Raw genomic sequence first — 23853 nt, forward strand, 5'->3', positions numbered from 1 at the left:
GTGATCATGCCGCGCCGGAAGATCGTGCGGGGAGACCCCGATCGGAAGATCCGCGCAACATCAGGGATGTTGCTGCCTCCCGCGCGTCCGAGGCAGCAACATCGGGGAAGGTGCGGGGTGCGGGGTGCGGGGCGCGGTGTGCGGTGGGGGGTCAGGGGGTGAGTAGGTCGCTGGCTGTGTGGGCGAGCAGGGTCCAGGCCTCGTCGACGTGCGCTTCGGTGGTCTGCGGGGAGCCGATGGCCAGACGCAGCGTGTAGCGGCCGGCGACCCGGGTGTGTGTCAGGTGCACCCGCCCGGTGCCGTTCACCCGGGCCAGCAGTGCGGCGTTGACGTCGTCGTCGGCGCGCAGCCGGAAGCAGACCAGTGAGAACGGGTGCGCCGCCGCCACCTCGAAGCGGTCGTCCGCGCGTACCTGCTCGGCGAACCGGGCGGCCAGCGCCACCCCGGAGCGGATGTGGGCCCGTAGCCCTTCGGCGCCGTACCAGCGCAGCACGAACCACAGTTTCAGTGCCCGGAAGCGCCGACCCAGCGGCACCTGCCAGTCCCGGTAGTCGATCACCGCGCCGGAGTCGGAGGCCGCGTTGCGCAGGAACTCCGGCAGGACGGTCAGCGCCTCGATCAGCTCGGCGCGGTCGGCCACCCAGAACGCGTCGCAGTCGAAGCCGGTGAGCAGCCACTTGTGCGGGTCGAAGCAGTACGAGTCGGCGTACTCCAGGCCGGCGTGCGACCACCGCAGCTCGGGGCAGACGGCGGCGGAGCCCGCGTACGCGGCGTCGACGTGCAGCCAGATCCCGTACTCCGCGCAGATCGCCCCGATCTCCGGCAGTGGGTCGATGGCCGTGGTGGAGGTGGTGCCGATGGTCGCCACCACGATGGCGGGAACGTCACCGGCGGCCAGGTCGGCCTCGATCGCCGCGCGCAGCGCGTCCGGCAGCAGCGCCTGGGTGTCCGGGTCCACCTCGATGGACCGGACCCCGTCGCTGCCCAGCCCGGCGATGCGGACGGCCTTCTCGATGGAGGAGTGCCCGTGGGTGGAGGTGTAGGCGCGGTATCGCCGGTCGATGCCGGTGTCACGCCAGCGGCCTCCGCTGGCCCGGTGCAGTGCGGCCAGGGTGGCCACCAGCGTTGCCGAGGAGGCGGAGTCCTGGATGACCCCGCCGCCGCTGCCGGTCGAGCGGAACCGCTGCGGCAGGTCCAGTAGCTGGGCGAGCCAGTCCATCAGCACCGTCTCCAGCTCGGTGCAGGCGGGGCTGGTGGCCCAGAGCATTCCCTGCACGCCGAGCCCGGAGCTGACCAGGTCGCCGAGCACGCTCGGCCCGGAGGTGTTGGCCGGGAAGTAGCCGAAGAAGCCGGGGTGCTGCCAGTGGGTCAGCCCCGGCACGATGATGGCGTCCAGGTCGGCGAGGACCGCCTCGACCGGTTCGCCGCCGGTGGTGGGCGGCGCGGCGGGGAGAGCGGCGGCGACGGTGCCCGGCGGGTCGGACGGGGCGACCGGGCGCTGCTCGACCGTCGCCCAGTAGTCGGCGATCCAGTCGACGACGGCGTGGCCGGCGCGGCGGAACTCGTCGGGGTCCATGTGCGGAGCGCTCACCCGGACGAGTTGATCAGGTATCGGCCGCCGAGGCAAGACCCGGGGCGAGACCCGGGGACCAGCGCCGAGATCTAACGACGGTCGTCGATATTGCGTACCGGAAAGCGCTTGCCTTACGATGCGCGGTGAGCCGGATCCGTGAGTTCCAGGGCGTTCGACCCCCGATCAGATCGCCGTCCGCCGCAGTCGCGGCCGGGCCGGTCCACTGTGCCTCCCGGGCAGGGTCAGTGGGCCGCGGCGATCACCACCGGATCCCCGGAGGCAGTCCATGCACCCGTCCAGACATCGGCTGATCCTGCTCGCCGGCACGACGGCCGCCGCCGTCGTGGCCGGCACCCTCGGCACGGTCGCCGCCTCGGCCGCCGCCGTCGGCTGTCGGGTCGACTACCAGATCACCAACCAGTGGCAGGGCGGTTTCGGCGCCAACGTCACCGTCACCAACCTCGGCGACCCGGTCAGCGGGTGGGCCCTCACCTGGTCGTACGCCGCCGGGCAACAGGTCACCCAGGCGTGGAACGCCACCGTCACCCAGTCCGGTGCCCAGGTCACCGCGCGCAACGTCGACCACAACGCCGCCATCGCGACCAACGGCACCGCCGCGTTCGGCTTCAACGGCTCGTGGACCAGCAGCAACGCGGCACCGGCGAGTTTCGCGCTCAACGGCGTCACCTGCACCGGCGCCCCGCCCACCGACGACCCGACCACCCCACCACCCACCACGCCACCCCCGACCACCCCGCCGCCGGCTGGCGTGCTGCAGATGGAGGATCTGGACCGCGGGCTGATCAGTGTCCGCTCCGGCAGCGGCAACCTGGTCTCCTGGCGACTGCTCGGCACCGAGACCTCCGGGGTCGCGTTCAACCTCTACCGAGGAGCGACCAAGGTCAACGCCAGCCCGATCACCGGTGCCACCACCTACCTCGACAGCGGCGCGGCGGCCGGCTCGGCGTACACCGTGCGGGCCGTGGTGGGCGGCGCCGAACAGGCGGCGTCGGCCCCGGCGTTGCAGTTCGGCGCGGGCTACCTGGACGTGCCGTTGCAGGTCCCGGCCGGCGGCAGCACCCCCAGCGGCGAGAGTTACAGCTACAGCGCCAGCGACGCCTCGGTGGGTGACCTCGACGGCGACGGCAGCTACGAGATCGTGCTCAAGTGGGAACCGTCCAACGCCAAGGACAACTCCCAGTCCGGCTACACCGGCAACGTCCTGATCGACGCGTACACGCTCACCGGCACCCGGTTGTGGCGCATCGACCTGGGACGCAACATCCGCGCCGGCGCCCACTACACCCAGTTCCAGGTGTACGACTACGACGGCGACGGCCGCGCCGAGGTGGCCATGAAGACCGCCGACGCCACCCGCTCCGGCACCGGCCAGGTCATCGGCTCGTCGTCGGCGGACCACCGCAACTCCGGCGGTTACGTGCTGTCCGGTCCGGAGTACCTGACCATGTTCAACGGCCAGACCGGCGCGGTCCTCTCCACCGTCAGCTACGACCCGCCGCGCGGCACGGTGTCGTCCTGGGGCGACTCGTACGGCAATCGGGTGGACCGGTTCCTCGCCGGCACCGCCTACCTCGACGGGCAGCGGCCCTCCCTGATCATGGCCAGGGGTTACTACACCCGGGCGGTGGTCGCGGCCTGGGACTTCCGCGACGGCACGCTGCGCAAGCGGTGGACGTTCGACTCGAACGCCTCCGGCAACGGCGCCGCCGCCGGGCAGGGCAACCACCAGCTCTCCGTCGCCGACGTCGACTCCGACGGCCGCCAGGAGATCGTCTACGGTGCCGCCACCATCGACGACAACGGCCGGCTGCTCCACTCCACCGGCAACGGGCACGGCGACGCCCTGCACGTCGGGGACCTCGACCCGGGCCGCGCCGGCCTGGAGGTGTTCAAGGTCGACGAGGACGCCAGCAAGCCCAGCTCCTACTTCGCCGACGCCCGTACCGGTCAGGTCCTCTGGTCCACGCCGGCCTCGGGCGACAACGGCCGTGGGGTCTCCGCGGACATCTGGGCCGGCAGCCCCGGCGCGGAGTCCTGGTCGTCGGCGGTCGCCGGGCTGGCCAACACCCGGGGTCAGAACGTGGGCCGCAAGCCGTCGTCGGCGAACTTCCTCGCCTGGTGGGACGGTGACCCGGTGCGGGAACTGCTCGACGGCACGGTGATCGACAAGTACGGCACCGGCGGGGACACCCGGCTGCTCACCGGCAGCGCGGTGGCGTCCAACAACGGCACCAAGTCCACCCCGGCGCTCTCCGGCGACATCCTGGGCGACTGGCGTGAGGAGGTGATCTGGCGAACCACCGACAGCCGGGCGCTGCGCATCTACAGCACGCCCACGCCGACCAGCACCCGAATCCACACCTTGATGCACGACCCGCAGTATCGGGTGGCGATCGCGTGGCAGAACACCGCCTACAACCAACCGCCGCACCCGGGGTTCTTCATCGGCAACGGAATGGCCGACCCGCCCACCCCGAACATCTACCTACGCTGATCTGACCCCTGGTGGTCCCGAACGGGGTCGCCTAGGGTGGCAGGCACCGGGCCGCAGCCGCGGAATCCGCTCAGCTCCGGCCCGGTGCGCCACACCGCGGCACTCTCGACCCGTCCCGACCGAGAATGCCGTACCACCACCGGCACCAACATTAGGCACCGTCCGGGTCGGCCGGGTGACGCTGACATGAAGATCGTGTTTCACGCTGCCCGGTGCAGACCGCCCGCCACCTGCTCGGCGACCAACTCGTACGACCGCACCCGGTCCTCGACGTCGTAGACGAGCGTGGTCAGCATCAGCTCGTCCGCGCCGGTGCGCTCGATCAGCTCGGTCAACTGCCGGCGCACCGTCTCCGGCGAACCCATCGCCTGACCGTCGCGGCGCGCCACGACGAACTCCCGCTCGAACTCGGAGTACGGGTACGCCGCCGCCTCGTCCGGGGTCGACAGCGGCTCCGGCCGGCCGGAGCGCAGCTTCAGGAACGACAGCGCGCTGGGCCCCGCCAGCCACTCGGCCCGCTCGTCGGTCTCCGCGCACACCGCGTTGACCGCCACCATCGCGTACGGCTTGTCCAGCCACTGCGACGGCCGGAAGTTCTGCCGGTACAGGGCCAGCGCCGGCAGCGTGTTCTGCGAGCTGAAGTGGTGCGCGAACGAGAACGGCAGACCGAGCAGGCCGGCGAGCTGGGCGCTGAAACCGCTGGAGCCCAGCAGCCACACGGCCGGCTGCTCACCGTGACCCGGGGTGGCGATGATCTGCCCCGGCTTCTCCCCGCTGAAGTAGTTCATCAGGTCCGCCAGCTCGCGGGGGAAACCCTCCGCCGACAGGCCCTCCATGGTGCGTCGCAACGCGAGCGCGGTCACCTGGTCGGTGCCCGGCGCCCGGCCGATGCCGAGGTCGATCCGGCCGGGGTGCAGCGCCTCCAGGGTGCCGAACTGCTCGGCCACCACCAGCGGCGCGTGGTTGGGCAGCATCACCCCACCCGACCCGAGGCGGATCGTCGACGTGTTCGCGGCCAGGTGCGCCAGCAGCACCGCGGGCGCGGAGCTGGCGATCGCCGGCATGTTGTGGTGCTCGGCCACCCAGAACCGGTGGTAGCCCAGCTCCTCGGTGCGTCGGGCCAGCTCGGTGGTGGCCTGCAACGCCGCGCCAGCGGAGGTGCCCTTGGCGACCGGGGCAAGATCAAGAACAGACAACGGTACGGTGATCACACGGTCAGCCAACCCGTCACCGGCCGGCTTTGTTCCGCCACGCGGGTTTTCGTCGGCCAGCTCACCCGCTGCTCAGCCCATCCCGCGCGCCTGTCAGCCCATCCCGCGCGCCTGCTCGAAGATCAGACTGGTCTGGGTGTGCTGCACCACCGGGTCGACCGCCAGATGGTCCAGCACGAAGTCCCGCAACGCGTCACCGGACGCCGCCCGCACGTGCAGCACGTAGTCTTCCGCGCCGGCCACGTGGAACACCGACACCACCCCCGGCAGCCGCACCGACCGGGCCCGGAACGCGTCGACCGCAGCTCTCTCGTGCGCCGTCAGCCGCACCGACACCAACGCCTGCAACGGCAGACCGAGCGCGGCCGGATCCACCTCGGCGTGGAAACCACGGATCGCTCCCCGCTCGCGCAGCGCCCGGGTGCGGGTCAGACACGTCGACGGCGCCACCCCCACCCGCTCGGCGAGGGCGTTGTTCGGCAGGCGGCCATCCGCGGCCAGCTCGCTCAGGATCGCGCGGTCCACCTCGTCCAGGGCCGGATACGGCCGCACATCGTTCGGCTCAGGAGGCATCCCGCCATCATCCCCCGAATCCGCCATCAACACAAAGCCGGTTTACAGAATGATCTGCCGAACCATTGCCCGCCAGCCGGTGGATGTTCGACCCTACCGGCATGACAACGATGGACACCCGGGCCGTACACGCCGGTCGCGACGACCTCCGCGCCCTCGGCGTGCACGTGCCACCCATCGACCTGTCCACCACCAATCCCCTGCCCTCGGTCGAGGACGGCGGCGCCGCGTACGAGCAGCTCGCCACCGGCGGCACCCTCCCCGCCGAGGGCAGCGCCGTCTACCAACGGCTCTGGAACCCCACCGTCGCCCGCTTCGAAACCGCCCTCGCCGAGCTGGAGGGCACCGCGCAGGCCGTCGCCTTCGCCAGCGGCATGGCCGCCCTCACCGCCACGCTGCTCGCCGCCGCCCGCGACGACCGCCGGCACGTCGTCGCCGTCCGGCCCCTCTACGGCGGCACCGACCACGTCCTCGCCACCGGCCTGCTCGGCACCACCGTCACCTGGGCGCGCCCCGACGAGGTCGCCGCCGCCATCCGTCCCGACACCGCACTGATCATCGTCGAGACACCCGCGAACCCCACCCTCGACCTGGTCGACATCGCCGCCCTCGCCGCCGCAGCCGGCGACGTCCCGCTGCTGGTCGACAACACCGTCGCCACCCCCGTCCTGCAACAACCCGCCCGACACGGCGCCACCCTCGTCCTGCACAGCGCCACCAAGAGCATCGGCGGGCACGGCGACGTGCTCGCCGGCGTCGTCGCCTGCGACGCCGAGTGGGCCGCGCGACTACGACAGGTCCGCGCCGTCACCGGCGCGATCCTGCACCCACTCGGCGGCTACCTGCTGCACCGCGGCCTGCAGACCCTGCCGCTGCGGGTCCGCGCCCAACAGGCCAGCGCCGAGAAACTCGCCGGCTGGCTCGCCGACCACCCCGCCGTACACCGGGTGCACCACCCCTCGGTGTACGACCCGGCAGCGCTGGTCGGCCGGCAGATGGCCGGACCCGGCAGCCTGCTCGCCTTCGAGGTACGCGGCGGCGCACCCGCCGCGGCCGCCGTCACCGGCGCCTGCCGCCTCATCACCCACGCCGTCTCCCTCGGCGGCGTCGACACCCTCATCCAGCACCCCGCGTCGCTCACCCACCGACCCGTCGAGGGCGACGCGAAACCCGCCGCCGCCCTGCTGCGGCTCTCGGTCGGTCTCGAGGACCCCGAAGACCTGCGCGCCGACCTCGCCCAGGCCCTCGACACGATCGCCTGACCGCCCCCGCTCAGCGCAGCTCGCGGTTGCCCAACACCCGACGGGGCGAACCCTGCCGAGCCACCCTCAGCATCGCCCGACCGATCCCGTCGGTGGTGGTGACCTGGTTCGGCAGCAACCGACGCAACACCGGAAACAGCGGTCGCGAGACCGCGTAGGCCAACCGGTACCACCGGGTCTTCGACACCGCCCCGTACGTCGGCTGGATGAAACCGGGACGCGCCGCATAGCCGTTGGGCAGCAACTCGATGATCGCGTTCTCGGCCCGACCCTTGACCCGCGCCCACATCACCCGACCCCGACCCGACGAGTCGGTGCCCTGGCCCGACACGTACACGAACGTGACCTGCGGGCTCACCTCCGCCAACAACCGCGCCGCCGCCAGCGGAAAGTCGTAGCTCACCCGCGTGTACGCCGCCTCGTCCAGACCCAGCGAGGACACTCCCAGGCAGTAGAAACACGCGTCCACACCGGTCAACTCGCCGCGCACCGCATCCAACTCACCCACGTCCGCGACCGTGAGCTCCCGCAGCTTCGGATCGCGCGCACCGGTCGGCCGCCGACCGACCGTCAGCACCTCCCGCACGTCATCGGCGAGCAGGCACTCGCGCAACACGCCCTGGCCGACCATGCCGGTCGCACCGAAGATGACCACCCGCATCAGTTCCCACCCCTGTCGTCGGCCCCCGCCACCGGCCCGTCCGCCCGCGCGTCAGCCAGGCTCCCACGGGTGGCATGACCGCCGACGGCCGGGGAAAGCGGCTTCGGCCGAAATCGCCGAACCGGCAGGGGAGACGAACATGCCGTTCATCACCGTGGGCACCGAGAACGACACCGCCATCGACCTCTACTACGAGGACCACGGCTCCGGCCAGCCGGTCGTGCTCATCCACGGCTTCCCGTTCAACGGCGCCACGATGGAGAAGCTGGCCAACCCCTTGCTCGCCGCCGGCTATCGGGTGATCACCTACGACCGCCGGGGATTCGGCGCCTCCAGCCAACCGGACACCGGGTACGACTACGACACCTTCGCCGCCGACCTCAACACCCTGATGACCGAGCTGGACCTGCGCGACACCATCCTCGCTGGTCACTCCATGGGCACCGGTGAGGTGACCCGCTACCTCAGCAGGTACGGCTCCGACCGGGTCAGCCGAGGGGTGCTGCTCAGCCCGCTGGCCCCGTTCCTCCGCAAGACCTCGGACAACCCCGAAGGGGTCGACGGAAGCGTCTTCGACGGCTTCAAGAAGGCCATCGCGGCGGACCGGTTCGCCTACCTCACCGCCTTCTGCACCAGCTTCTTCAACTACGACCAGACCAAGGGCAAGCAGGTCAGCGAGGAAGCGTTCCGGGCGCACTGGGCCATCGGCCGGCTCGCCTCCGCCCGCGCCTCGTACCAGTGCATCGACGCCATCTCCACCGACTTCCGCGCCGACGTGCCCCGTATCGACGTGCCGATCCTCATCGTCCAAGGTGACCAGGACGCGGTGCTGCCCTACCCGGTCACCGGCCAGCGGCTCGCCCCGATGCTGCCCAACGGCAAGCTCGTCACCCTCAAGGGCGCCCCGCACGGCATCCCGTGGACGCACGCGGACGAGGTCAACAAGGCGATCATGGAATTCATCGGCGCACCGGCCATGGCCCGCGCGTAGGCGCAGGTCAGGACTTCGGGCCCACGTGCCGGTCCAGGGTGGCGACCGCGTCGCGCCGCGCCACCGACAGCGAGTTGCGTCGGTTCATCCGCCAGGCGACGCCCAGCAGATCGAGGCCCCACTGACAGAGCCCCATGATGTCGGCCGACTCGTTGACGAACATGTACCGCGGATAGACGTACGCCCTGCCGCGCACGGTGACCCGGTTGGCGACGCGGCAGCCGTCGGAGTGGAACAGGCCGCGCAGGAAGTCACCGGGGTGGTCTTCCAGAATCGGTCGCTGCCAGTCGGCCAGGACGATCGGGCGCTCGTGCTTCTTGCCGGGGCCGTGCTGCGGGAGCAGGCACGGCCAGTGCACGCCGTAGCTCTGCACCCCGACGCAACCCTGCTTCTGGACCCGCTGCACCTTTGCCGCGAGCACGGCCCGCATGGCGACGTCGCACGCCTCGATCAGCCCTGGCCAGGCGTCGGAGCAGTAGATGCGCAGCACCGGCACGCGCGCCGTCGTCACCAGGTGACCATCGCCTAGGTAGAGGCCGAGCAGATAGGCATAGGCCTTCGGGTCTGTCGGACTGTCGACACCGTCACGGCAGCGAAAACACCGGTGTTGCGTGACCTGGAACGTCGTTTCTGGTCGGTCGTTGCACCAGTGCCACACGGTCCGATAGGGCAGACCGACCGCACGAGCGGTGTCGGCAACCGTGCTGCCAGCGAGGAAGAGCTGTCGCGCACGGTGACGTATCTCGGGTGGATGCACGAGGACATCCTCGAACACCCGTACGACAAATTTTGGTGCCCTCGGTGGGATTCGAACCCACACTGTATGGAGTTTGAGACCATTGCCTGCTGCCAGTTGGGCTACGAGGGCGCTTCCCTGATTCAGCACTGACAGGATACCCACTACGCTGAGGGCGGTGACACCCGGCTGGGCGGGTGACGCGTTCGAACTGGTGGGGGTAGGGCTGGTGGCTGAGATGCCGACGGATGCCGAGCGCAGGCGCGTACTGATCGCCGAGGACGAGGCGCTGATCCGGCTGGACCTCGCCGAGATGCTGGTCGAAGAGGGTTACGAGGTGGTGGGGGAGGCCGGTGACGGCGAGACAGCCGTCCGCCTCGCCGAGGAGTTGAAGCCCGACCTGGTCATCCTCGACATCAAGATGCCGATCATGGATGGGCTGGCCGCCGCCGAGCGCATCGCCGGTGCCCGGATCGCCCCGGTGATCATCCTGACCGCGTTCAGTCAGCGTGACCTGGTGGAGCGGGCCCGGGCGGCGGGCGCGATGGCGTACCTCGTGAAGCCCTTCCAGAAGAGTGACCTGGTCCCGGCGGTGGAGATCGCGCTGTCGCGCTACTCGGAGGTCGCGGCCCTGGAGGCGGAGGTCGCGAGCCTGACCGACCGTCTGGAGATCCGCAAGGCGGTGGAGCGCGCCAAGGGCGCGCTGATGACCACGTACGGGATGACCGAGCCGCAGGCGTTCAAGTGGATCCAGCGCACGGCGATGGACCACCGGATGACCATGAAGGAGGTCGCCGAGCGGATCCTCGCGGAGACCGCCGGCGGCGAGGTGTCGCAGCAGCCGACCGTCTGAGCGCTCCGCGCGACAACGGGCCGTGTGGGGCCGCCGTGAGCGGCGTCGGCTGGTTAGCATCGGCGGGTGTCCGTCCGACGGGTGATCGCGGTGTTCGGCCTCCTCGCGCTGGTGCTCACCGGGTGCGACGGGCCGGCCGCGCCCGGCGGCGCGGGGTCGGCGACGGCCGCCGCGCCGGCGTTGCGGCCGGGTTGGCAGCCGCTGACGCTGCCGGCGCCGCCGGGCGGTGCGGGGCGTCCACTGATGCGGGACGCGGCGTCGTGCGCGGGTCGGTGGTTCGTGGTCGGTGGCGTCGTGGACGCCGAGGGCGGCACGCGTCCGGCGGCCTGGACCAGTGTGGACGGTACGACCTGGACGGTGCTGCCGGTTCGGGCGGATTCCTTCTACGGTCGGCAGAACGTGTTCCTGTCGGTGGCCTGCCGCGACGGCAGGGCGGCGCTGATCGGCGCGAAGGTCGGTGGCGCGCACGGTTATCCGCGGGTGAGCACCTGGCGTCAGGTGGCCGACGGCGCGGTGGTCGAGGTGCAGGCGTCGTTCGAGACGTACGGCGGGCCGACTGCGGTGAACGTGTCCCGCCTGGCCGCGGGTGCGCCGGGTTGGTTGATCGTCGGTAACCGTTCGGCGGGTGCGGCCTCCTGGGTGTCGTCGCCGGACGCGGCGGACTTCGCGCTGGTCGAGGGTGCGCCGGAGCTGGCGAGTGACGCGGTCGGGGTGACCTGGGCGTTCGACTTGGTGGCGACGTCGTCGGGCTGGTTGGCGGTGGGCGGCCTTCTGCCGGCCGGCCGGATCGACCGGGACCCAGCGGTCTGGTCGTCGCCGGACGGGCGGTCGTGGCGGCGCACGGTGCTGCCGGGCAGTTCGGAGTACGAGGAGTTGCAGCGGGTGGTGCTGGTCGGCGGGGTGCCGGTGGCGGTCGGGCTGCGCGGGGCGGTGTTCGGCGCCTGGCGGCAGGAGGCGCAGGGTTGGGTGTCCGCCGGGACGTTCGGGCGGCGGGCCGGGGCCGGGGTGCCGGGGGTGACGTCGCTGGTGTCGTCCGGGGATCGGCTGTTCGCCGCGGTGACCGACGGGGCGCGGCACTCGGTGTGGGTGTCGTCGGACCGGGGCGGGTCGTGGCGGGAGGTCACGGCGCCACTCGATGTGCCGGCCGGCGCTGACCGGGACGTGACGCTGGTGGCGGTGGGTGATCGCTGGTGGTTGGCGGCCGACGACGGAACGAGGGCCGGCCTGTGGTGGGCGGCCGGTGTGGGTGTCTGAAGGCCGACGTTCACCGGGCAGGCTGGCCCGGTTGCGATTCGTTGCGACGTTTCCGCAGGTCAATCGGCCTTTTCGGCAGGGGTGCGCGGTCCGAGTGGGTGCGGGTGGACTGCGACCGGCCGTGGGTTTAAGGACCGACTGGCGGATTCACCTGTTACGGACATCGACATGATTGCCCACGTCTTCGTAACGGTTTCGCAGACCCAGCGTTCAGGCCTTCCGGGACGGTATGCGGTGTCGGTACGCTCCGCCATCACGAGCCGTAACGCAGGGGCAGTCCCTGCGGGGTGGGTGGAATTGCGGTCTGCTGCTGTCGCCGGTGCTTCGGGTCAGCCGCGTCCGCATCTGGAGGAGGTCTGAAGCCGTGAGGCGAAGCTATGTACGGGCGCTGGGCACCGTTGCGCTCGCCGCGACCCTGGTGGTCGCGGCTGGTTGCCAGGATTCCGGTGGCAGCGAGGGTGGAACCGCGTCCGGTGACTGCGGTGGCAAGATCGCGATCTTCGGCGCGTTCACCGGTGACAACGCGGGCCTGGTGATCCCGTCGCTGAACGGCGCGAAGCTCGCCGTTGAGCAGTTCAACGCGGCCAACGCGGACTGCAAGGTCACCATGCAGGAGTTCGACACCCAGGGTGACCCCGCGGTGGCGACCCCGTTCGCGAACCAGATCGCGGGGGACAACTCGTTCCTCGGTGTCATCGGTGGTCACTTCTCCGGTGAGTCGGACGCGACGATGCCGATCTACCAGGCCGCTGGCCTGGCGATGGTCAGCCCGTCGGCGACCCGGACCGACCTGACCCAGAAGGGCAACACGTCCTTCTACCGCGTGGTCGGCAACGACAGCACGCAGGCCGGTGCGGTGGCGAGCTACCTGAAGACCCAGAACGCCGCGAAGGTCTTCATGGTCGACGACGCCAGCGCGTACGGCGCGGGCATCACCGACGAGCTGGGCAAGCAGCTCGGCCCGCTGGTCGTGAACAAGGACAAGATCCAGGAGCGGCAGACGCAGTTCGACGCCACCGTCTCCAAGATCAAGTCTTCGCAGGCCGACTTCGTCTTCTACGGCGGCTACACCCGTGAGGCCGCCCCGCTGGTGAAGCAGATGCGTGCCGCTGGTGTCCAGGCCAAGTTCGTCGGCCCGGACGGTCTCTACGACACGGCGTTCCCGTCGGGTGCCTCCGGCGGCGCCGAGGGCGCGATCATCACCTGCCCGTGCCTCCCGGCCGACAAGGCCGGCGGCACCTTCTCCGCCGACTACCAGAAGAAGTTCGGCATCCCGCCGGGCTCCTACGGTGCGGAGGGCTTCGACGGCGCCACCATCTACCTGGACGCCTTCAAGGCTGGCAAGAAGAGCCGGGCGGACATCCTGGCGTTCGTGAAGTCGTACGACAAGCAGGGTGTGTCGAAGTACATCAAGTTCGACTCCAAGGGTGACGTCGACCCGACGAAGGTCGTCATCTGGGCCTACCAGATCAAGGGCAACGCCATCGAGGCGCTGCAGGAGCTCAAGCTCAGCTGACGTCCAGGCACTGGAGTGCGGCCGGGGTGTTTCACCCCGGCCGCACTCGATTCAAGGAGACCCCCGGTGCATTTCGATGAACTCATCGGCCATCTCGGCCAGCACACGGTCGACGGCCTGTCCAAGGGCGCCATCTACGCCCTGATCGCTCTCGGCTACACGCTGGTCTATGGCGTCCTTCGTCTGATCAACTTCGCGCACTCCGAGGTGTTCATGGTCGGTACCTTCTCGGTACTGATCCTGTGGACCCAGCTCGGCGTGCAAAATAACCCGCCTATCGGCCAGGCGATCCTGTTCCTGGTGCTTGGTCTGGTCGTCGCGGCGGTCGCCTCCGGCGGCACGGCCCTGGCGCTGGAACGGATCGCGTACCGGCCGTTGCGACGCAAGAACGCGCCGCCGCTGATCTTCCTGATCACCGCGATCGGTCTGTCGCTGGTCTTCGTGGAGCTGTTCGGGCAGGTGCTGCCCAAGCTGCTCGGTGGCGTGTTGCCGGAGGCGTTCGGCCGGCCGCGGCAGATCGTCGGTATGCCGACGATCATCCAGCAGGAGACCCTCTTCACCGTCGGCAACACGGCGATCACGAACATCCAGCTCATCGTCTTCGTCTCGGCCGTGGCCATGATGGCCTTGCTGGACTGGTTCATCAACCGCACCCGGTACGGCCGGGGTGTGCGGGCCGTGGCGCAGAACCCGGAGACCGCCGCGTTGATGGGCGTCAACCAGGAGCGCGTGATCATGCTGATCTTCGTGCTCGGTGGCATCATGGCCGGCGCCGCCGCGTTGTTGTGGAGCATGCGGTTCGGCTTCACGCAGAACAGCATCGGCTTCGTGCTCGGCCTGAAGGCGTTCACCGCAGCGGTGCTCGGCGGCATCGGCAACCTGCGCGGTGCGTTGCTGGGTGGCCTCTTCCTCGGCATCGTCGAGGTCTACGGCGCGACGCTCTTCGCGTCCAACTGGGAGGACGTCATCGCCTTCGTGGTGCTGATCGTGGTGCTGATGTTCCGGCCCACCGGCCTGTTGGGTGAGTCGCTCGGGAGGGCCCGCGCATGATCGACAAGATTCGCTCCGCAGACCGCCGCCGGGTCGGTTTTCTGACCTCGGTCAGTGACCGCTGGCAGGCACTGCCGAAGTGGCAGAAGGCCATCGGCGTGGTGGCTCTGCTCGTCTTCGTCTACTCCCTGCCGTACCTGGGCAAGCTGCCCGGTGGTCTCATGATCCCCGGCCTGAACAACCTGCGTACCGACTCGATCGACGGCGGCAACAACTGGGCGGGCGTGCTCTTCGTCTGTGCCATCTACGTCCTGGTCGCGATCGGTCTGAACGTGGTGGTCGGCCTCGCCGGCCTGCTCGACCTCGGCTACATCGGGTTCTTCGCGATCGGCGCCTACAGCGTGGCGCTTTTCGGTTCGGTGAACTCGCCGGTGGTCAAGTGGATCCAGCAGGAGTTCAACCTGCCGCCGACGTGGGCGGTGACCTGGGGCATCTGTCTCCTGATCGCGATCGTGCTGACGATGATCTCCGGGGTGCTGCTGGGTTGGCCGACGCTTCGGCTGCGCGGTGACTACCTCGCGATCGTGACGCTCGGCTTCGGTGAGATCATCCGCATCGTGGCCCGCAACGCCACCGGGGTCACCAACGGTCCGGTCGGCATCTCGGCCATTCCGGGTCCGGAGGGTCCGCCGTCGGCGGACAACAAGGTCTTCGGTCTGATCGACGCGAAGCCCTGGTACTGGTTGGCGATCACCTTCGTGCTGCTGATTGTGATCCTGGTTCGCCGGTTGGAGCACAGCCGGGTCGGTCGCGCGTGGCTCGCGGTCCGCGAGGACGAGGACGCCGCCGCCGTGATGGGCGTGTACCCGTTCAAGTTCAAGCTGTGGGCGTTCGCCATGGGCGCGGCGCTCGGCGGCCTGGCGGGCTTCCTCTTCGGCAGCCGCAACGCGTTCATCGACCCGACCCAGTTCAACGCGAACCTCTCGATCCTCTTCGTCGCCATGGTCGTGGTCGGCGGTTCCGGCAACATGATCGGCGTCTCGCTCGGCGCGGTCCTGTTGGCGTACCTGCCGGAGCGGTTCCGCGACTTCGCCGACTACCGGTGGCTGGCGTTCGGGCTGGCCATGGTGCTGGTGATGATCCTGCGTCCGCAGGGCCTGATCCCCAGCCGGCGGCGGGCCCGCGAGTTGAAGGACCGCGCGGCGGAGGCAGAGGAGGCGCCCGCTCATGTCTGACCAGACCACCAGCACGTCCGCGCCGAAGATCCCGGCACAGCCGGGGCCCCGGTCGGTCCTGCTCGAAGTCGACGACGTCACGCTCCGCTTCGGCGGCGTGGTCGCCCTCGACAAGATCAATTTCAAGATCTACGAAGGTGAGATCCTCGGTCTCATCGGGCCCAACGGCGCCGGCAAGACCACCAGCTTCAACGTGATGACGGGGGTCTACAAGCCGACCTCCGGCGCGGTTCGGTTCCAGGGTCAGCGGGTGACCGGCCGCAAGCCGCACCAGATCAGCCAGCTGGGCATCTCCCGGACGTTCCAGAACATCCGTCTCTTCCCGGAGATGACGGCGTTGGAGAACGTCATGGTCGGCACCGACTCCCGGCACAAGACCAGCGTGCCCGGGGCGCTCTTCCGGGTGCCCCGGAAGAAGCCGAAGCCGCACGAGTTGCCGCAGGTCACCGCCGAGGCGGGCATCCAGCGGTCGTGGCAGGAGATTCGCCGGACGTTCGCCAAGACGTTCGGGTTGTCCCGGCACATCCTGGAGGAGCGGGCGGCCGAGGCCAAGGCGCTTGAGTTGTTGCGCTTCGTCGGGATCGTCGACCGGGCCAACGACGAGGCACGCAACCTGCCGTACGGCTACCAGCGCCGGTTGGAGATCGCCCGCGCGCTGGCCACCGAGCCGAAGCTGATCTGCCTGGACGAGCCGGCCGCCGGCTTCAACCCGGCGGAGAAGGAGGAGCTCCTCACCCTGATCCGCAACATCCGTGACATGGGCCTGACCGTGCTGCTCATCGAGCACGACATGCGGCTGGTCATGGGTGTGACCGACCGGATCGTGGTGCTGGAGTTCGGCCGCAAGATCGCCGAGGGTGCGCCCGCGGAGGTCAGCCGCGATCCGAAGGTGATCGCCGCGTACCTGGGGGAGCCAGCCGATGATGCTGCTTGAGCTCGAGAACGTCGCCGTCGCGTACGGCCGGATCGAGGCGTTGCACGGCATCAGCCTCACCGTGAACGAGGGTGAGGTGGTGGCCCTGATCGGTGCGAACGGCGCCGGTAAGACCACCACGATGCGGGCCATCTCCGGGACCCGGGCGCTCGCCAACGGGAAGATCACCTTCAACGGTGAGGACATCAGCAAGCTCCGGGCCGACCTGCGGGTGGTCCGGGGGCTGTGTCAGTCGCCGGAGGGGCGGCAGATCTTCCCGGGTATGACGGTCATGGAGAACCTGGACATGGGGGCGTACACCCGGCGGGACACCGCCGGCATCGCCTCCGACCTGGAGCGGGTGCTGACCCTCTTCCCGCGGCTGGCCGAGCGGCGCAAGCAGGCCGGCGGCACGCTCTCCGGCGGCGAGCAGCAGATGCTCGCGGTCGGCCGGGCGTTGATGAGCCGTCCGAAGCTGCTGCTGCTCGACGAGCCGTCGATGGGTCTGGCCCCGCTGGTGATCCGGCAGATCTTCGACATCATCACGGAGATCAACCAGCAGGGCACGACCATCCTGCTGGTGGAGCAGAACGCCCAGCAGGCGTTGTCGCGGGCACACCGCGGCTACGTGCTGGAGACCGGTCGGATCGTGAAGGAGGGGTCCGGTCAGGACCTGCTGCACGATCCGTCGGTCAAGGAGGCGTACCTCGGCGTGGCCTGACGCCACCCGAGCGACGGCCGGTCACCCCTTCACGGGGGTGGCCGGCCGTCGGCGTTCGGGGCGGCCGTCGTTCCGGCGTCGTGTCACCCGGTGCCGCCGGCCAGGGATGTCGGTGCGACGGACTAGAGTCGCTGCCGTGACAGCTACGACGCCGCGCCTGCTCCTCGTCGACGGACACTCCATGGCATACCGGGCCTTCTTCGCCCTGCCGGTGGAAAACTTCTCCACCACGACGGGCCAGCCGACCAACGCGGTCTACGGCTTCACCTCGATGCTGATCAACGTCCTGCGCGACGAGCAGCCCACCCACATCGTCGTCGCCTTCGACGTCTCCCGCCATTCCTTCCGCACCGACAGGTACGCGGAGTACAAGGCCGGCCGCAGCGAGACCCCGACCGACTTCAAGGGTCAGGTCAGCCTGGTCAAGGAGGTCCTCGCCGCGCTCCAGATCCCGGTGGTGGAGAAAGAGGGCTTCGAGGCCGACGACGTCATCGCCACGCTCGCCTGCCAGGCCCGCGACCAGGGCATGACGGTGCTGATCAGCAGCGGCGACCGGGACGCGTTCCAGCTGGTCGACGACCAGATCACCGTCCTCTACCCGCGCAAGGGCGTCTCCGACCTGGCCCGGATGGACCCGGCGGCGATCGAGGCCAAGTACGGCGTTCCGCCGCAGCAGTACCGGGACCTCGCCGCGCTGGTCGGCGAGACCAGTGACAACCTGCCCGGCATCCCCGGCGTCGGCCCGAAGACCGCCGCCAAGTGGATCACCACGTACGGCGGTGTGGAGGGCGTCATCGCCCGCGCCGACGAGATCAAGGGCAAGGCCGGCGACAGCCTGCGCGAGCGGCTCGCCGACGTGATCCGCAACTACGAGATCAACTGCCTGGTCTCCGACCTGGAGCTGCCGCTGCGCCCGGAGGACGCCCGGTGGACCGGTTGGGACCGGGAGGCGGTGCACCAGGTCTTCGACACCCTGGAGTTCCGCATCCTGCGCGACCGCCTCTACCAGTACCTGGAGGCGGTCGAGCCGGAGGCCGAGTCCGGGTTCGACCTCACCGGCGAGGTGCTCACCGAGCCCGGCGCGCTGGCCGGCTGGCTGACCACGCACGCGCCGACCGGCACCCCGGTCGGGTTGGCGGTCAAACTCGACACCGGCCCCAACCGCCGGCACACCGCCTCGATCACCGGTCTCGCGCTGGCCACCGCCGGTGGCGCGGCGGCCTGGGTAGACCCGGTAGCGCTCGACCCGACCGACGAGGGCGCCCTGGCCGGGTGGCTGGCCGACGCGCAGCGCCCCAAGGTGCTGCACGACAGCAAGCCGGCCGTGCTGGCCTGCGCCGCGCACGGCTGGCAGCTCGCCGGCATCGCCCGCGACACCCAGATCGCCGCGTACCTCGCCCGCCCCGACCAGCGGTCCTACGACCTGACCGACCTTGCGCTGCGCTACCTGCACCGGGAGCTGCGGGTCGACGTCCCGGAGTCCGGCCAGCTCACCCTCGACGGGCTGGGCGACGAGGGCGTGGTCGAGCAGAACCTGATGCTCCAGGCCCGGGCCACCCTCGACCTGGCCGACGCGATCGATTCCGAGCTGTCCCGCGACGGCGAGCAGTCCGCCCGGCTGATGGCCGGGGTCGAGCTGCCGCTCATGCGGGTGCTGGCCGGCATGGAGAGCACCGGCATCGCCGCCGACACGCACTACCTGTCCGAGTTGGAGGCGCACTTCGCCGCCGAGGTGAAGGCCGCCGCTCAGGGCGCATACGAGGCGGTGGGCCGGGAGTTCAACCTCGGCTCGCCCAAGCAGTTGCAGGAGATCCTCTTCACCGAGCTGGGCCTGCCGAAGACCAAGAAGATCAAGACGGGTTACACCACCGACGCCGACGCGCTGCAGTGGCTCTACGCGCAGCAGCCGCACCCCGTGCTGGCCCATCTGCTGCGCCACCGCGACGTCGCCAAGCTCAAGTCGACGGTGGACGGTCTGCTCAAGTCGGTCTCCGACGACGGCCGGATCCACACCACGTTCAACCAGACGGTGGCGGCCACCGGTCGACTCTCCTCCACCGAGCCCAACCTGCAGAACATCCCGATCCGCACCGAGGAGGGCCGGCGGATCCGCCGTGCCTTCGTCGTGGGGGACGGCTACGAGTGCCTGCTCACCGCCGACTACAGCCAGATCGAGATGCGCATCATGGCGCACCTGTCGTCGGACGACGCGCTGATCGACGCCTTCAACTCCGGCGCCGACTTCCACGCCGCCACCGCCTCGTCGGTCTTCGGCGTGCCGCTCGACCAGGTCACCCCCGACCAACGCCGCAAGATCAAGGCCATGAACTACGGCCTGGCGTACGGGCTGAGCGCCTTCGGTCTGTCCCAGCAGCTCGGGATCAACACCGAGGAAGCGCGCGGGCTGATGGAGAACTACTTCGCCGGCTTCGGTGGGGTGCGCGACTACCTGCACCAGGTGGTCGCCAAGGCCCGTCAGGACGGCTACACCTCCACCATCCTGGGTCGCCGCCGCTACCTGCCCGACCTGGTCAGCGACAACCGGCAGCGCCGTGACATCGCCGAGCGGATGGCGCTCAACGCCCCGATCCAGGGTTCCGCCGCCGACATCATCAAGGTGGCGATGCTGCACGTCGACACGGCGCTGGGCGAGGCTGGGCTGCGCTCGCGGATGCTGTTGCAGGTGCACGACGAGCTGGTCTTCGAGGTGGCCCCCGGTGAGCGGGAGGCTCTGGAGGCGCTGGTCCGGCACGAGATGGGCGGGGCGTACCCGCTGTCGGTGCCGTTGGAGGTGTCCGTGGGCGAGGGCCGGGACTGGAACAGCGCCGACCACTGAGCCTTCGGTGGTCGCGGTCGGGATTCCGGGTTGGTTGCGGTCGGGATTCCGGGTTGGTTGCGGTTGGGGGTTCCGGGGCAGCCCGACCCGCTCCGGGCGGTCAGGCTTGATCCCTGCGCGGGTCGGGCTGCCCCGGAACCCCGACGGGGTTTCTGCGGTCGGTCCTGCGCGGGGTGACAGCGCCTTTGATCGCGAGGTCCGCGCTGCTGTTGCCGTGGCGCACCGGCACCGAGCCAAGATCTGCGCAACTTCGGGGAAAGTGCTGGGTCGCGACGTTCTGAGGCAGCAACTTCGCCGATGTTGCGCGGATCTTGCCGGGTAGTGACGGGGTCGGGGCGGGTCCACAGACCACGTCTTGGGGTCGTGCTTACTTCATGGGGTCGTGGCCCCAGTTCATCAGGGACCAGCGCCACTTGGTGTCGCGCACGTTGCCGGACGGGCGTTGCGCCATGTGCCGTCGGACGTAGCCGACCACCTTGCGCATGTGCTTGTAGTCGCCCTCGGACAGATCGCCGCGTTTGCGGCGCAACAGGTTGATGATCTTCCGGCCGGACTCGTGGCCGACGGACTCGCCGCCACCGGAACGCCCACCCTTGTGCCAGCCGACCTGCTTGGACTCGTCGGTTTCGAGCCACGTAGACAGCTCGCCGGGCTTCATGTTCACCGCCTCGGTGAACTCCCGGTAGGTGTCCCGGCCCGGGTCGTCAGCCTTGCTCATGACGCAGCGCCTCGGGGCGGTGGGCCACGTCGTGGCCCGTTCCGTCACTGCGGACCCGGTACTGCGGGTCGTCGGGGGCCGCGCTCACGGCCCGCCCGCGGATCCGCGTCCGCTCGGTGGTCGTGCCCCGCACCACGCCGTACGCGCGGCTGCCGTGGGCCGACCAGGAGACATGGTCGCCCTGGTGGAATCTCTGTTCGGCCATGCTCCTCGGCTACCCGACACGAGCGGGGCGAAACGGCCGGCCGGCCCGGCCGCCTACGGCGTGATCTCGGCGATCGGCAGCTCGATGTCGAACGGCTCGGTCAACTCGATCACGTCGGCGCGCTCAGTCGGTGGGCTTCTCGGTGACGAAGATGGCGGTACCGGGGAAGAGCCGACCCCGCAGCGGGCTCCACTGCCCCCAGATTCCCTGATGACCCTCCGGCCACTCCGGCTCCACCAGGTCCAGCAGTCGGAACCCGGCGCCGACCAGCTCGCGGATCCGGTCGCCGAGGGTGCGGTGCTGCTCGACGTAGGTGGCCACGCCGGACTCGTCCTGCTCCACGTAGGGGGAGCGGTCGAAGTACGAGTGGACGGCCGTCAGTCCGCCCTCACCGGGGTCGTCGAGGAAGATCCAGCGCATCGGGTGGGTCACCGAGAACACCCACCGCCCCCCGGGCCGCAGCACCCGGTGCACCTCGGCGTGCAGGGCCGCCGAGTCGTCCACGAACGGAATCGCGCCGAACGCGGTGCAGGCGAGGTCGAACGACCGGTCGGCGAACGGCAGGGCGAGGGCGTCGGCCTGCACCAGCGGTACGCGTACCCCGGTGTCGTCGGCGGCCTTGGCGGCGTGCCGCAACATGCCGGCGGACAGGTCGAAGGCGACCGGCCGGGCGCCCTGGGTGGCGAGCCAGCGGGCAGCGGCCGCCGCGCCGCAACCCACCTCCAGCACCCGTCGCCCGGACAGGTCACCCAGCAGCCGGGCGTCGGCCTCGCGCAGCCCCTCCGGACACCAGACGAAGTCCACGTCGCCGAGGAACGCGCCGTGCTCGGCCTGGTAGTCGTCGGCGTCGGTGTCCCACCAGCCGCGGTTGGCCCGCCGGGCCTCGGCGTCACCCACCCGGCGCCGGGTGACCCGGCTGTCGTCATCCACGGCGCTCACGCTAGGCCCCATCCACCCTGTTCGGTGCGGCGGCGCGTCCGACATCGGCGACTCCTCGCGCGGTGGACGCCTGACCGACCCGGTTTCGGCGACGTCGCGGCGTCCGAGCCGGCAGGATGCGGCGACATTCAGGAAGCCGAGTCGATCACCCGACCAGTCGACGGTGCGACGCCTGGGGCTGCTGTGACGCACGAGACAGCAGGGGTCGTTTCCGGGCGATTGTTCGCCTTTCGCAGGTCACCGCACACAGAGAAGCCGGGAGGGCTTGCACGCTGTGGTAATGCGCACGGTAGGCTAGACGATGCGCTCGCGGATCGCGTTGCCTCGGCAGGGAGCAGGTACGCGGTCGTCGGAGCCACATCATGATCTCACTAGGCGATCGTTCGGTGTGCCCGGCGGCGGATCCGCTGGCGCGAACAGGTCACTGCGACACCAGCCTGCTGTGACAACCCACCGACCGGAGCAACCGCCCACATGACGAGCAGCATCGAGGCCCCCTCGAGCGCCACCCGGGTCACCCACGACGATCTCGGTTCCGAGGAGGCATTCCTCGCCGCGATCGACGAGACCATCAAGTACTTCAACGACGGCGACATTGTCGAAGGAACCGTCGTCAAGGTCGATCGGGACGAGGTCCTGCTCGACATCGGCTACAAGACCGAGGGTGTCATCCCCTCTCGGGAGTTGTCGATCAAGCACGACGTGGACCCCGCCGAGGTTGTGACGGTTGGCGACCACATCGAGGCCCTGGTCCTCCAGAAGGAGGACAAGGAGGGTCGTCTGATCCTCTCCAAGAAGCGGGCACAGTACGAGCGGGCCTGGGGCACGATCGAGAAGATCAAGGACGAGGACGGCGTCGTCCGCGGTTCGGTCATCGAGGTGGTCAAGGGCGGCCTCATCCTCGACATCGGGCTGCGGGGCTTCCTGCCCGCGTCCCTGGTCGAGATGCGTCGTGTGCGCGACCTGCAGCCGTACGTCGGGCGTGAGCTCGAGGCCAAGATCATCGAGCTGGACAAGAACCGCAACAACGTGGTCCTGTCCCGCCGGGCCTGGCTGGAGCAGACGCAGTCCGAGGTGCGCACCGAGTTCCTCAACAAGCTGCAGAAGGGCCAGGTCCGCAAGGGCGTCGTGTCCTCGATCGTCAACTTCGGCGCCTTCGTGGACCTCGGCGGCGTCGACGGTCTGGTGCACGTCTCCGAGCTGTCCTGGAAGCACATCGACCACCCGTCCGAGGTTGTCGAGGTCGGCCAGGAGGTCGAGGTCGAGGTCCTGGACGTCGACCTGGACCGCGAGCGTGTCTCGCTGTCGCTGAAGGCGACCCAGGAAGACCCGTGGCGGCAGTTCGCCCGCACCCACGCGATCCAGCAGATCGTGCCGGGCAAGGTCACCAAGCTGGTTCCGTTCGGTGCGTTCGTCCGCGTGGACGACGGCATCGAGGGCCTGGTCCACATCTCCGAGCTGGCCGAGCGCCACGTGGAGATCCCGGAGCAGGTCGTCCAGGTTGGCTCCGAGGTCATGGTCAAGGTCATCGACATCGACCTGGAGCGCCGCCGGATCTCGCTGTCGCTCAAGCAGGCCAACGAGGGCTTCGTCGAGGGCGAGGAGCACTTCGACCCGACCCTCTACGGCATGGCCGCGACGTACGACACCGAGGGCAACTACATCTACCCGGAGGGCTTCGACCCGGAGACGGGCGAGTGGCTCGAGGGGTACGACAAGCAGCGCGAGACCTGGGAGAACCAGTACGCCGAGGCTCGTCTGCGCTGGGAGGCCCACACCAAGCAGGTGCAGACCTCTCGGGCCGCCGACGCCGAGGCCGCTGCCAACCCGACTCCGGTCGTCCCGGCCGCTGCCGGTGGCGGCGGCGGTGGCACCACCTCCTCGTCCAGCCCGGCCCCGAGCCGGCAGGCCGAGGAGCCGGCCGGCACCCTGGCCACCGACGAGGCGCTCGCCGCACTGCGGGAGAAGCTCGCCGGCGGTAAGTGACCCGCTGAACGACGACGGGCCCCGTCCCCGCGATCTTCGGATCGCAGGGGGCGGGGCCTTCGCCGTGGGGCGGGGCCTTCGCCGTGGGGCGGGGCCTTCGCCGTGGGGCGGGGCCTTCGCCGTGGGGCGGGGCCTTCGCCGTGGGGCGGGGCCTTCGCCGTGGGT

At 69.9% G+C, this 23853-nt stretch carries 19 protein-coding genes, 1 tRNA gene and 2 pseudogenes; 12 read left to right on the plus strand and 10 right to left on the minus strand.

Annotated elements, in window-relative coordinates; translation table 11 throughout:
* Window positions 1–151 precede the first annotated feature (151 nt).
* A complete protein-coding gene (locus tag LADH09A_RS20215) occupies window positions 152–1591 on the minus strand; it encodes a pyridoxal-dependent decarboxylase (RefSeq protein ID WP_238647045.1) in 1440 nt (479 codons plus the stop codon).
* A gap of 268 nt (window positions 1592–1859) precedes the next feature.
* On the opposite strand from LADH09A_RS20215, the gene LADH09A_RS20220 reads away from it, so the two are divergent.
* Window positions 1860–4088 (plus strand): rhamnogalacturonan lyase family protein, encoded by a 2229-nt coding sequence (locus tag LADH09A_RS20220; protein WP_274529820.1) that lies wholly within the window; start codon window positions 1860–1862, stop codon window positions 4086–4088.
* 200 nt (window positions 4089–4288) lie between these two features.
* Here LADH09A_RS20220 and LADH09A_RS20225 read toward each other — a convergent pair whose 3' ends face one another.
* Both LADH09A_RS20225 and LADH09A_RS20230 read right to left on the minus strand, forming a co-directional pair.
* Window positions 4289–5299 (minus strand): LLM class flavin-dependent oxidoreductase, encoded by a 1011-nt coding sequence (locus LADH09A_RS20225; RefSeq protein ID WP_238647046.1) that lies wholly within the window; start codon window positions 5297–5299, stop codon window positions 4289–4291.
* Window positions 5300–5392: 93 nt separating this feature from the next.
* The gene (locus LADH09A_RS20230) at window positions 5393–5872 is read right to left on the minus strand and encodes an Lrp/AsnC family transcriptional regulator (protein WP_088949299.1); all 480 of its coding nucleotides are present in this window, start codon (window positions 5870–5872) and stop codon (window positions 5393–5395) included.
* A gap of 83 nt (window positions 5873–5955) precedes the next feature.
* Between LADH09A_RS20230 and LADH09A_RS20235 the strand changes: the two genes are divergently transcribed.
* Window positions 5956–7134 carry a trans-sulfuration enzyme family protein gene (locus LADH09A_RS20235; RefSeq protein WP_238647047.1) on the plus strand — a complete coding sequence of 393 codons (1179 nt, stop codon included), beginning with the start codon at window positions 5956–5958 and terminating at the stop codon, window positions 7132–7134.
* Window positions 7135–7144: 10 nt separating this feature from the next.
* Here the strand turns inward: LADH09A_RS20235 and LADH09A_RS20240 are convergent, their stop codons facing one another.
* Window positions 7145–7795 carry a Rossmann-fold NAD(P)-binding domain-containing protein gene (locus LADH09A_RS20240; RefSeq protein WP_238647048.1) on the minus strand — a complete coding sequence of 217 codons (651 nt, stop codon included), beginning with the start codon at window positions 7793–7795 and terminating at the stop codon, window positions 7145–7147.
* A gap of 139 nt (window positions 7796–7934) precedes the next feature.
* On the opposite strand from LADH09A_RS20240, the gene LADH09A_RS20245 reads away from it, so the two are divergent.
* On the plus strand, window positions 7935–8786 hold the full coding sequence (locus LADH09A_RS20245) for an alpha/beta fold hydrolase (RefSeq protein ID WP_238647049.1): 852 nt from the start codon (window positions 7935–7937) through the stop codon (window positions 8784–8786).
* A 7-nt stretch (window positions 8787–8793) separates the two neighbouring features.
* Here the strand turns inward: LADH09A_RS20245 and LADH09A_RS20250 are convergent, their stop codons facing one another.
* From LADH09A_RS20250 to LADH09A_RS20255, 3 genes and pseudogenes are all read right to left on the minus strand, one after another.
* Entirely contained in the window at window positions 8794–9297 is a 504-nt protein-coding gene (locus LADH09A_RS20250) for a hypothetical protein (protein WP_238647050.1), read from the minus strand.
* A 141-nt stretch (window positions 9298–9438) separates the two neighbouring features.
* A pseudogene (locus LADH09A_RS31975) lies at window positions 9439–9606 on the minus strand (hypothetical protein); the annotation flags it as partial.
* Window positions 9577–9654, minus strand: a tRNA-Leu gene (locus LADH09A_RS20255). The pseudogene LADH09A_RS31975 and the gene LADH09A_RS20255, both read right to left, overlap by 30 nt.
* 97 nt (window positions 9655–9751) lie before the next feature.
* Here LADH09A_RS20255 and LADH09A_RS20260 point away from each other — a divergent pair.
* The 8 genes from LADH09A_RS20260 to polA all read left to right on the plus strand — a co-directional run bounded on the left by LADH09A_RS20260 (window position 9752) and on the right by polA (window position 19840).
* Window positions 9752–10375 (plus strand): ANTAR domain-containing response regulator, encoded by a 624-nt coding sequence (locus tag LADH09A_RS20260; protein ID WP_088991522.1) that lies wholly within the window; start codon window positions 9752–9754, stop codon window positions 10373–10375.
* 66 nt (window positions 10376–10441) lie between these two features.
* The gene (locus tag LADH09A_RS20265; RefSeq protein WP_238647051.1) at window positions 10442–11629 is read left to right on the plus strand and encodes a hypothetical protein; all 1188 of its coding nucleotides are present in this window, start codon (window positions 10442–10444) and stop codon (window positions 11627–11629) included.
* 364 nt (window positions 11630–11993) lie between these two features.
* A complete protein-coding gene (locus LADH09A_RS20270) occupies window positions 11994–13145 on the plus strand; it encodes a branched-chain amino acid ABC transporter substrate-binding protein (RefSeq protein WP_238647052.1) in 1152 nt (383 codons plus the stop codon).
* A 66-nt stretch (window positions 13146–13211) separates the two neighbouring features.
* Window positions 13212–14195: a branched-chain amino acid ABC transporter permease gene (locus LADH09A_RS20275; RefSeq protein ID WP_238647053.1), complete on the plus strand. Its 984-nt coding sequence runs from the start codon at window positions 13212–13214 to the stop codon at window positions 14193–14195.
* Window positions 14192–15370 (plus strand): branched-chain amino acid ABC transporter permease, encoded by a 1179-nt coding sequence (locus tag LADH09A_RS20280; protein ID WP_238647054.1) that lies wholly within the window; start codon window positions 14192–14194, stop codon window positions 15368–15370. The genes LADH09A_RS20275 and LADH09A_RS20280 overlap by 4 nt, the downstream gene beginning before the upstream one ends.
* On the plus strand, window positions 15363–16304 hold the full coding sequence (locus LADH09A_RS20285; protein ID WP_238647055.1) for an ABC transporter ATP-binding protein: 942 nt from the start codon (window positions 15363–15365) through the stop codon (window positions 16302–16304). Before LADH09A_RS20280 ends, LADH09A_RS20285 begins: the two co-directional genes overlap by 8 nt.
* A complete protein-coding gene (locus LADH09A_RS20290) occupies window positions 16294–17004 on the plus strand; it encodes an ABC transporter ATP-binding protein (protein WP_238647065.1) in 711 nt (236 codons plus the stop codon). Before LADH09A_RS20285 ends, LADH09A_RS20290 begins: the two co-directional genes overlap by 11 nt.
* Before the next feature lie 136 nt (window positions 17005–17140).
* A complete protein-coding gene (gene polA, locus LADH09A_RS20295; protein ID WP_238647056.1) occupies window positions 17141–19840 on the plus strand; it encodes a DNA polymerase I in 2700 nt (899 codons plus the stop codon).
* Between the two features lie 370 nt (window positions 19841–20210).
* Here the strand turns inward: polA and LADH09A_RS20300 are convergent.
* The 3 genes and pseudogenes from LADH09A_RS20300 to LADH09A_RS20310 all read right to left on the minus strand — a co-directional run.
* Window positions 20211–20558, minus strand: a pseudogene (locus tag LADH09A_RS20300) (DUF3140 domain-containing protein); the annotation flags it as partial.
* A complete protein-coding gene (locus tag LADH09A_RS20305; RefSeq protein WP_238647057.1) occupies window positions 20545–20763 on the minus strand; it encodes a hypervirulence associated TUDOR domain-containing protein in 219 nt (72 codons plus the stop codon). The gene LADH09A_RS20305 and the pseudogene LADH09A_RS20300, both read right to left, overlap by 14 nt.
* A 123-nt stretch (window positions 20764–20886) precedes the next feature.
* Window positions 20887–21693 carry a class I SAM-dependent methyltransferase gene (locus tag LADH09A_RS20310; RefSeq protein ID WP_238647058.1) on the minus strand — a complete coding sequence of 269 codons (807 nt, stop codon included), beginning with the start codon at window positions 21691–21693 and terminating at the stop codon, window positions 20887–20889.
* 483 nt (window positions 21694–22176) lie between these two features.
* Between LADH09A_RS20310 and rpsA the strand changes: the two genes are divergently transcribed.
* Window positions 22177–23688, plus strand: a complete 1512-nt coding sequence (rpsA, locus tag LADH09A_RS20315) for a 30S ribosomal protein S1 (protein ID WP_124815727.1) — start codon at window positions 22177–22179, stop codon at window positions 23686–23688.
* Window positions 23689–23853: the final 165 nt, after the last annotated feature.

Origin of the sequence: Micromonospora cabrerizensis (assembly GCF_022230955.1) — a bacterium.
In the GTDB taxonomy this organism is placed as follows: Bacteria; Actinomycetota; Actinomycetes; order Mycobacteriales; family Micromonosporaceae; genus Micromonospora; species Micromonospora cabrerizensis.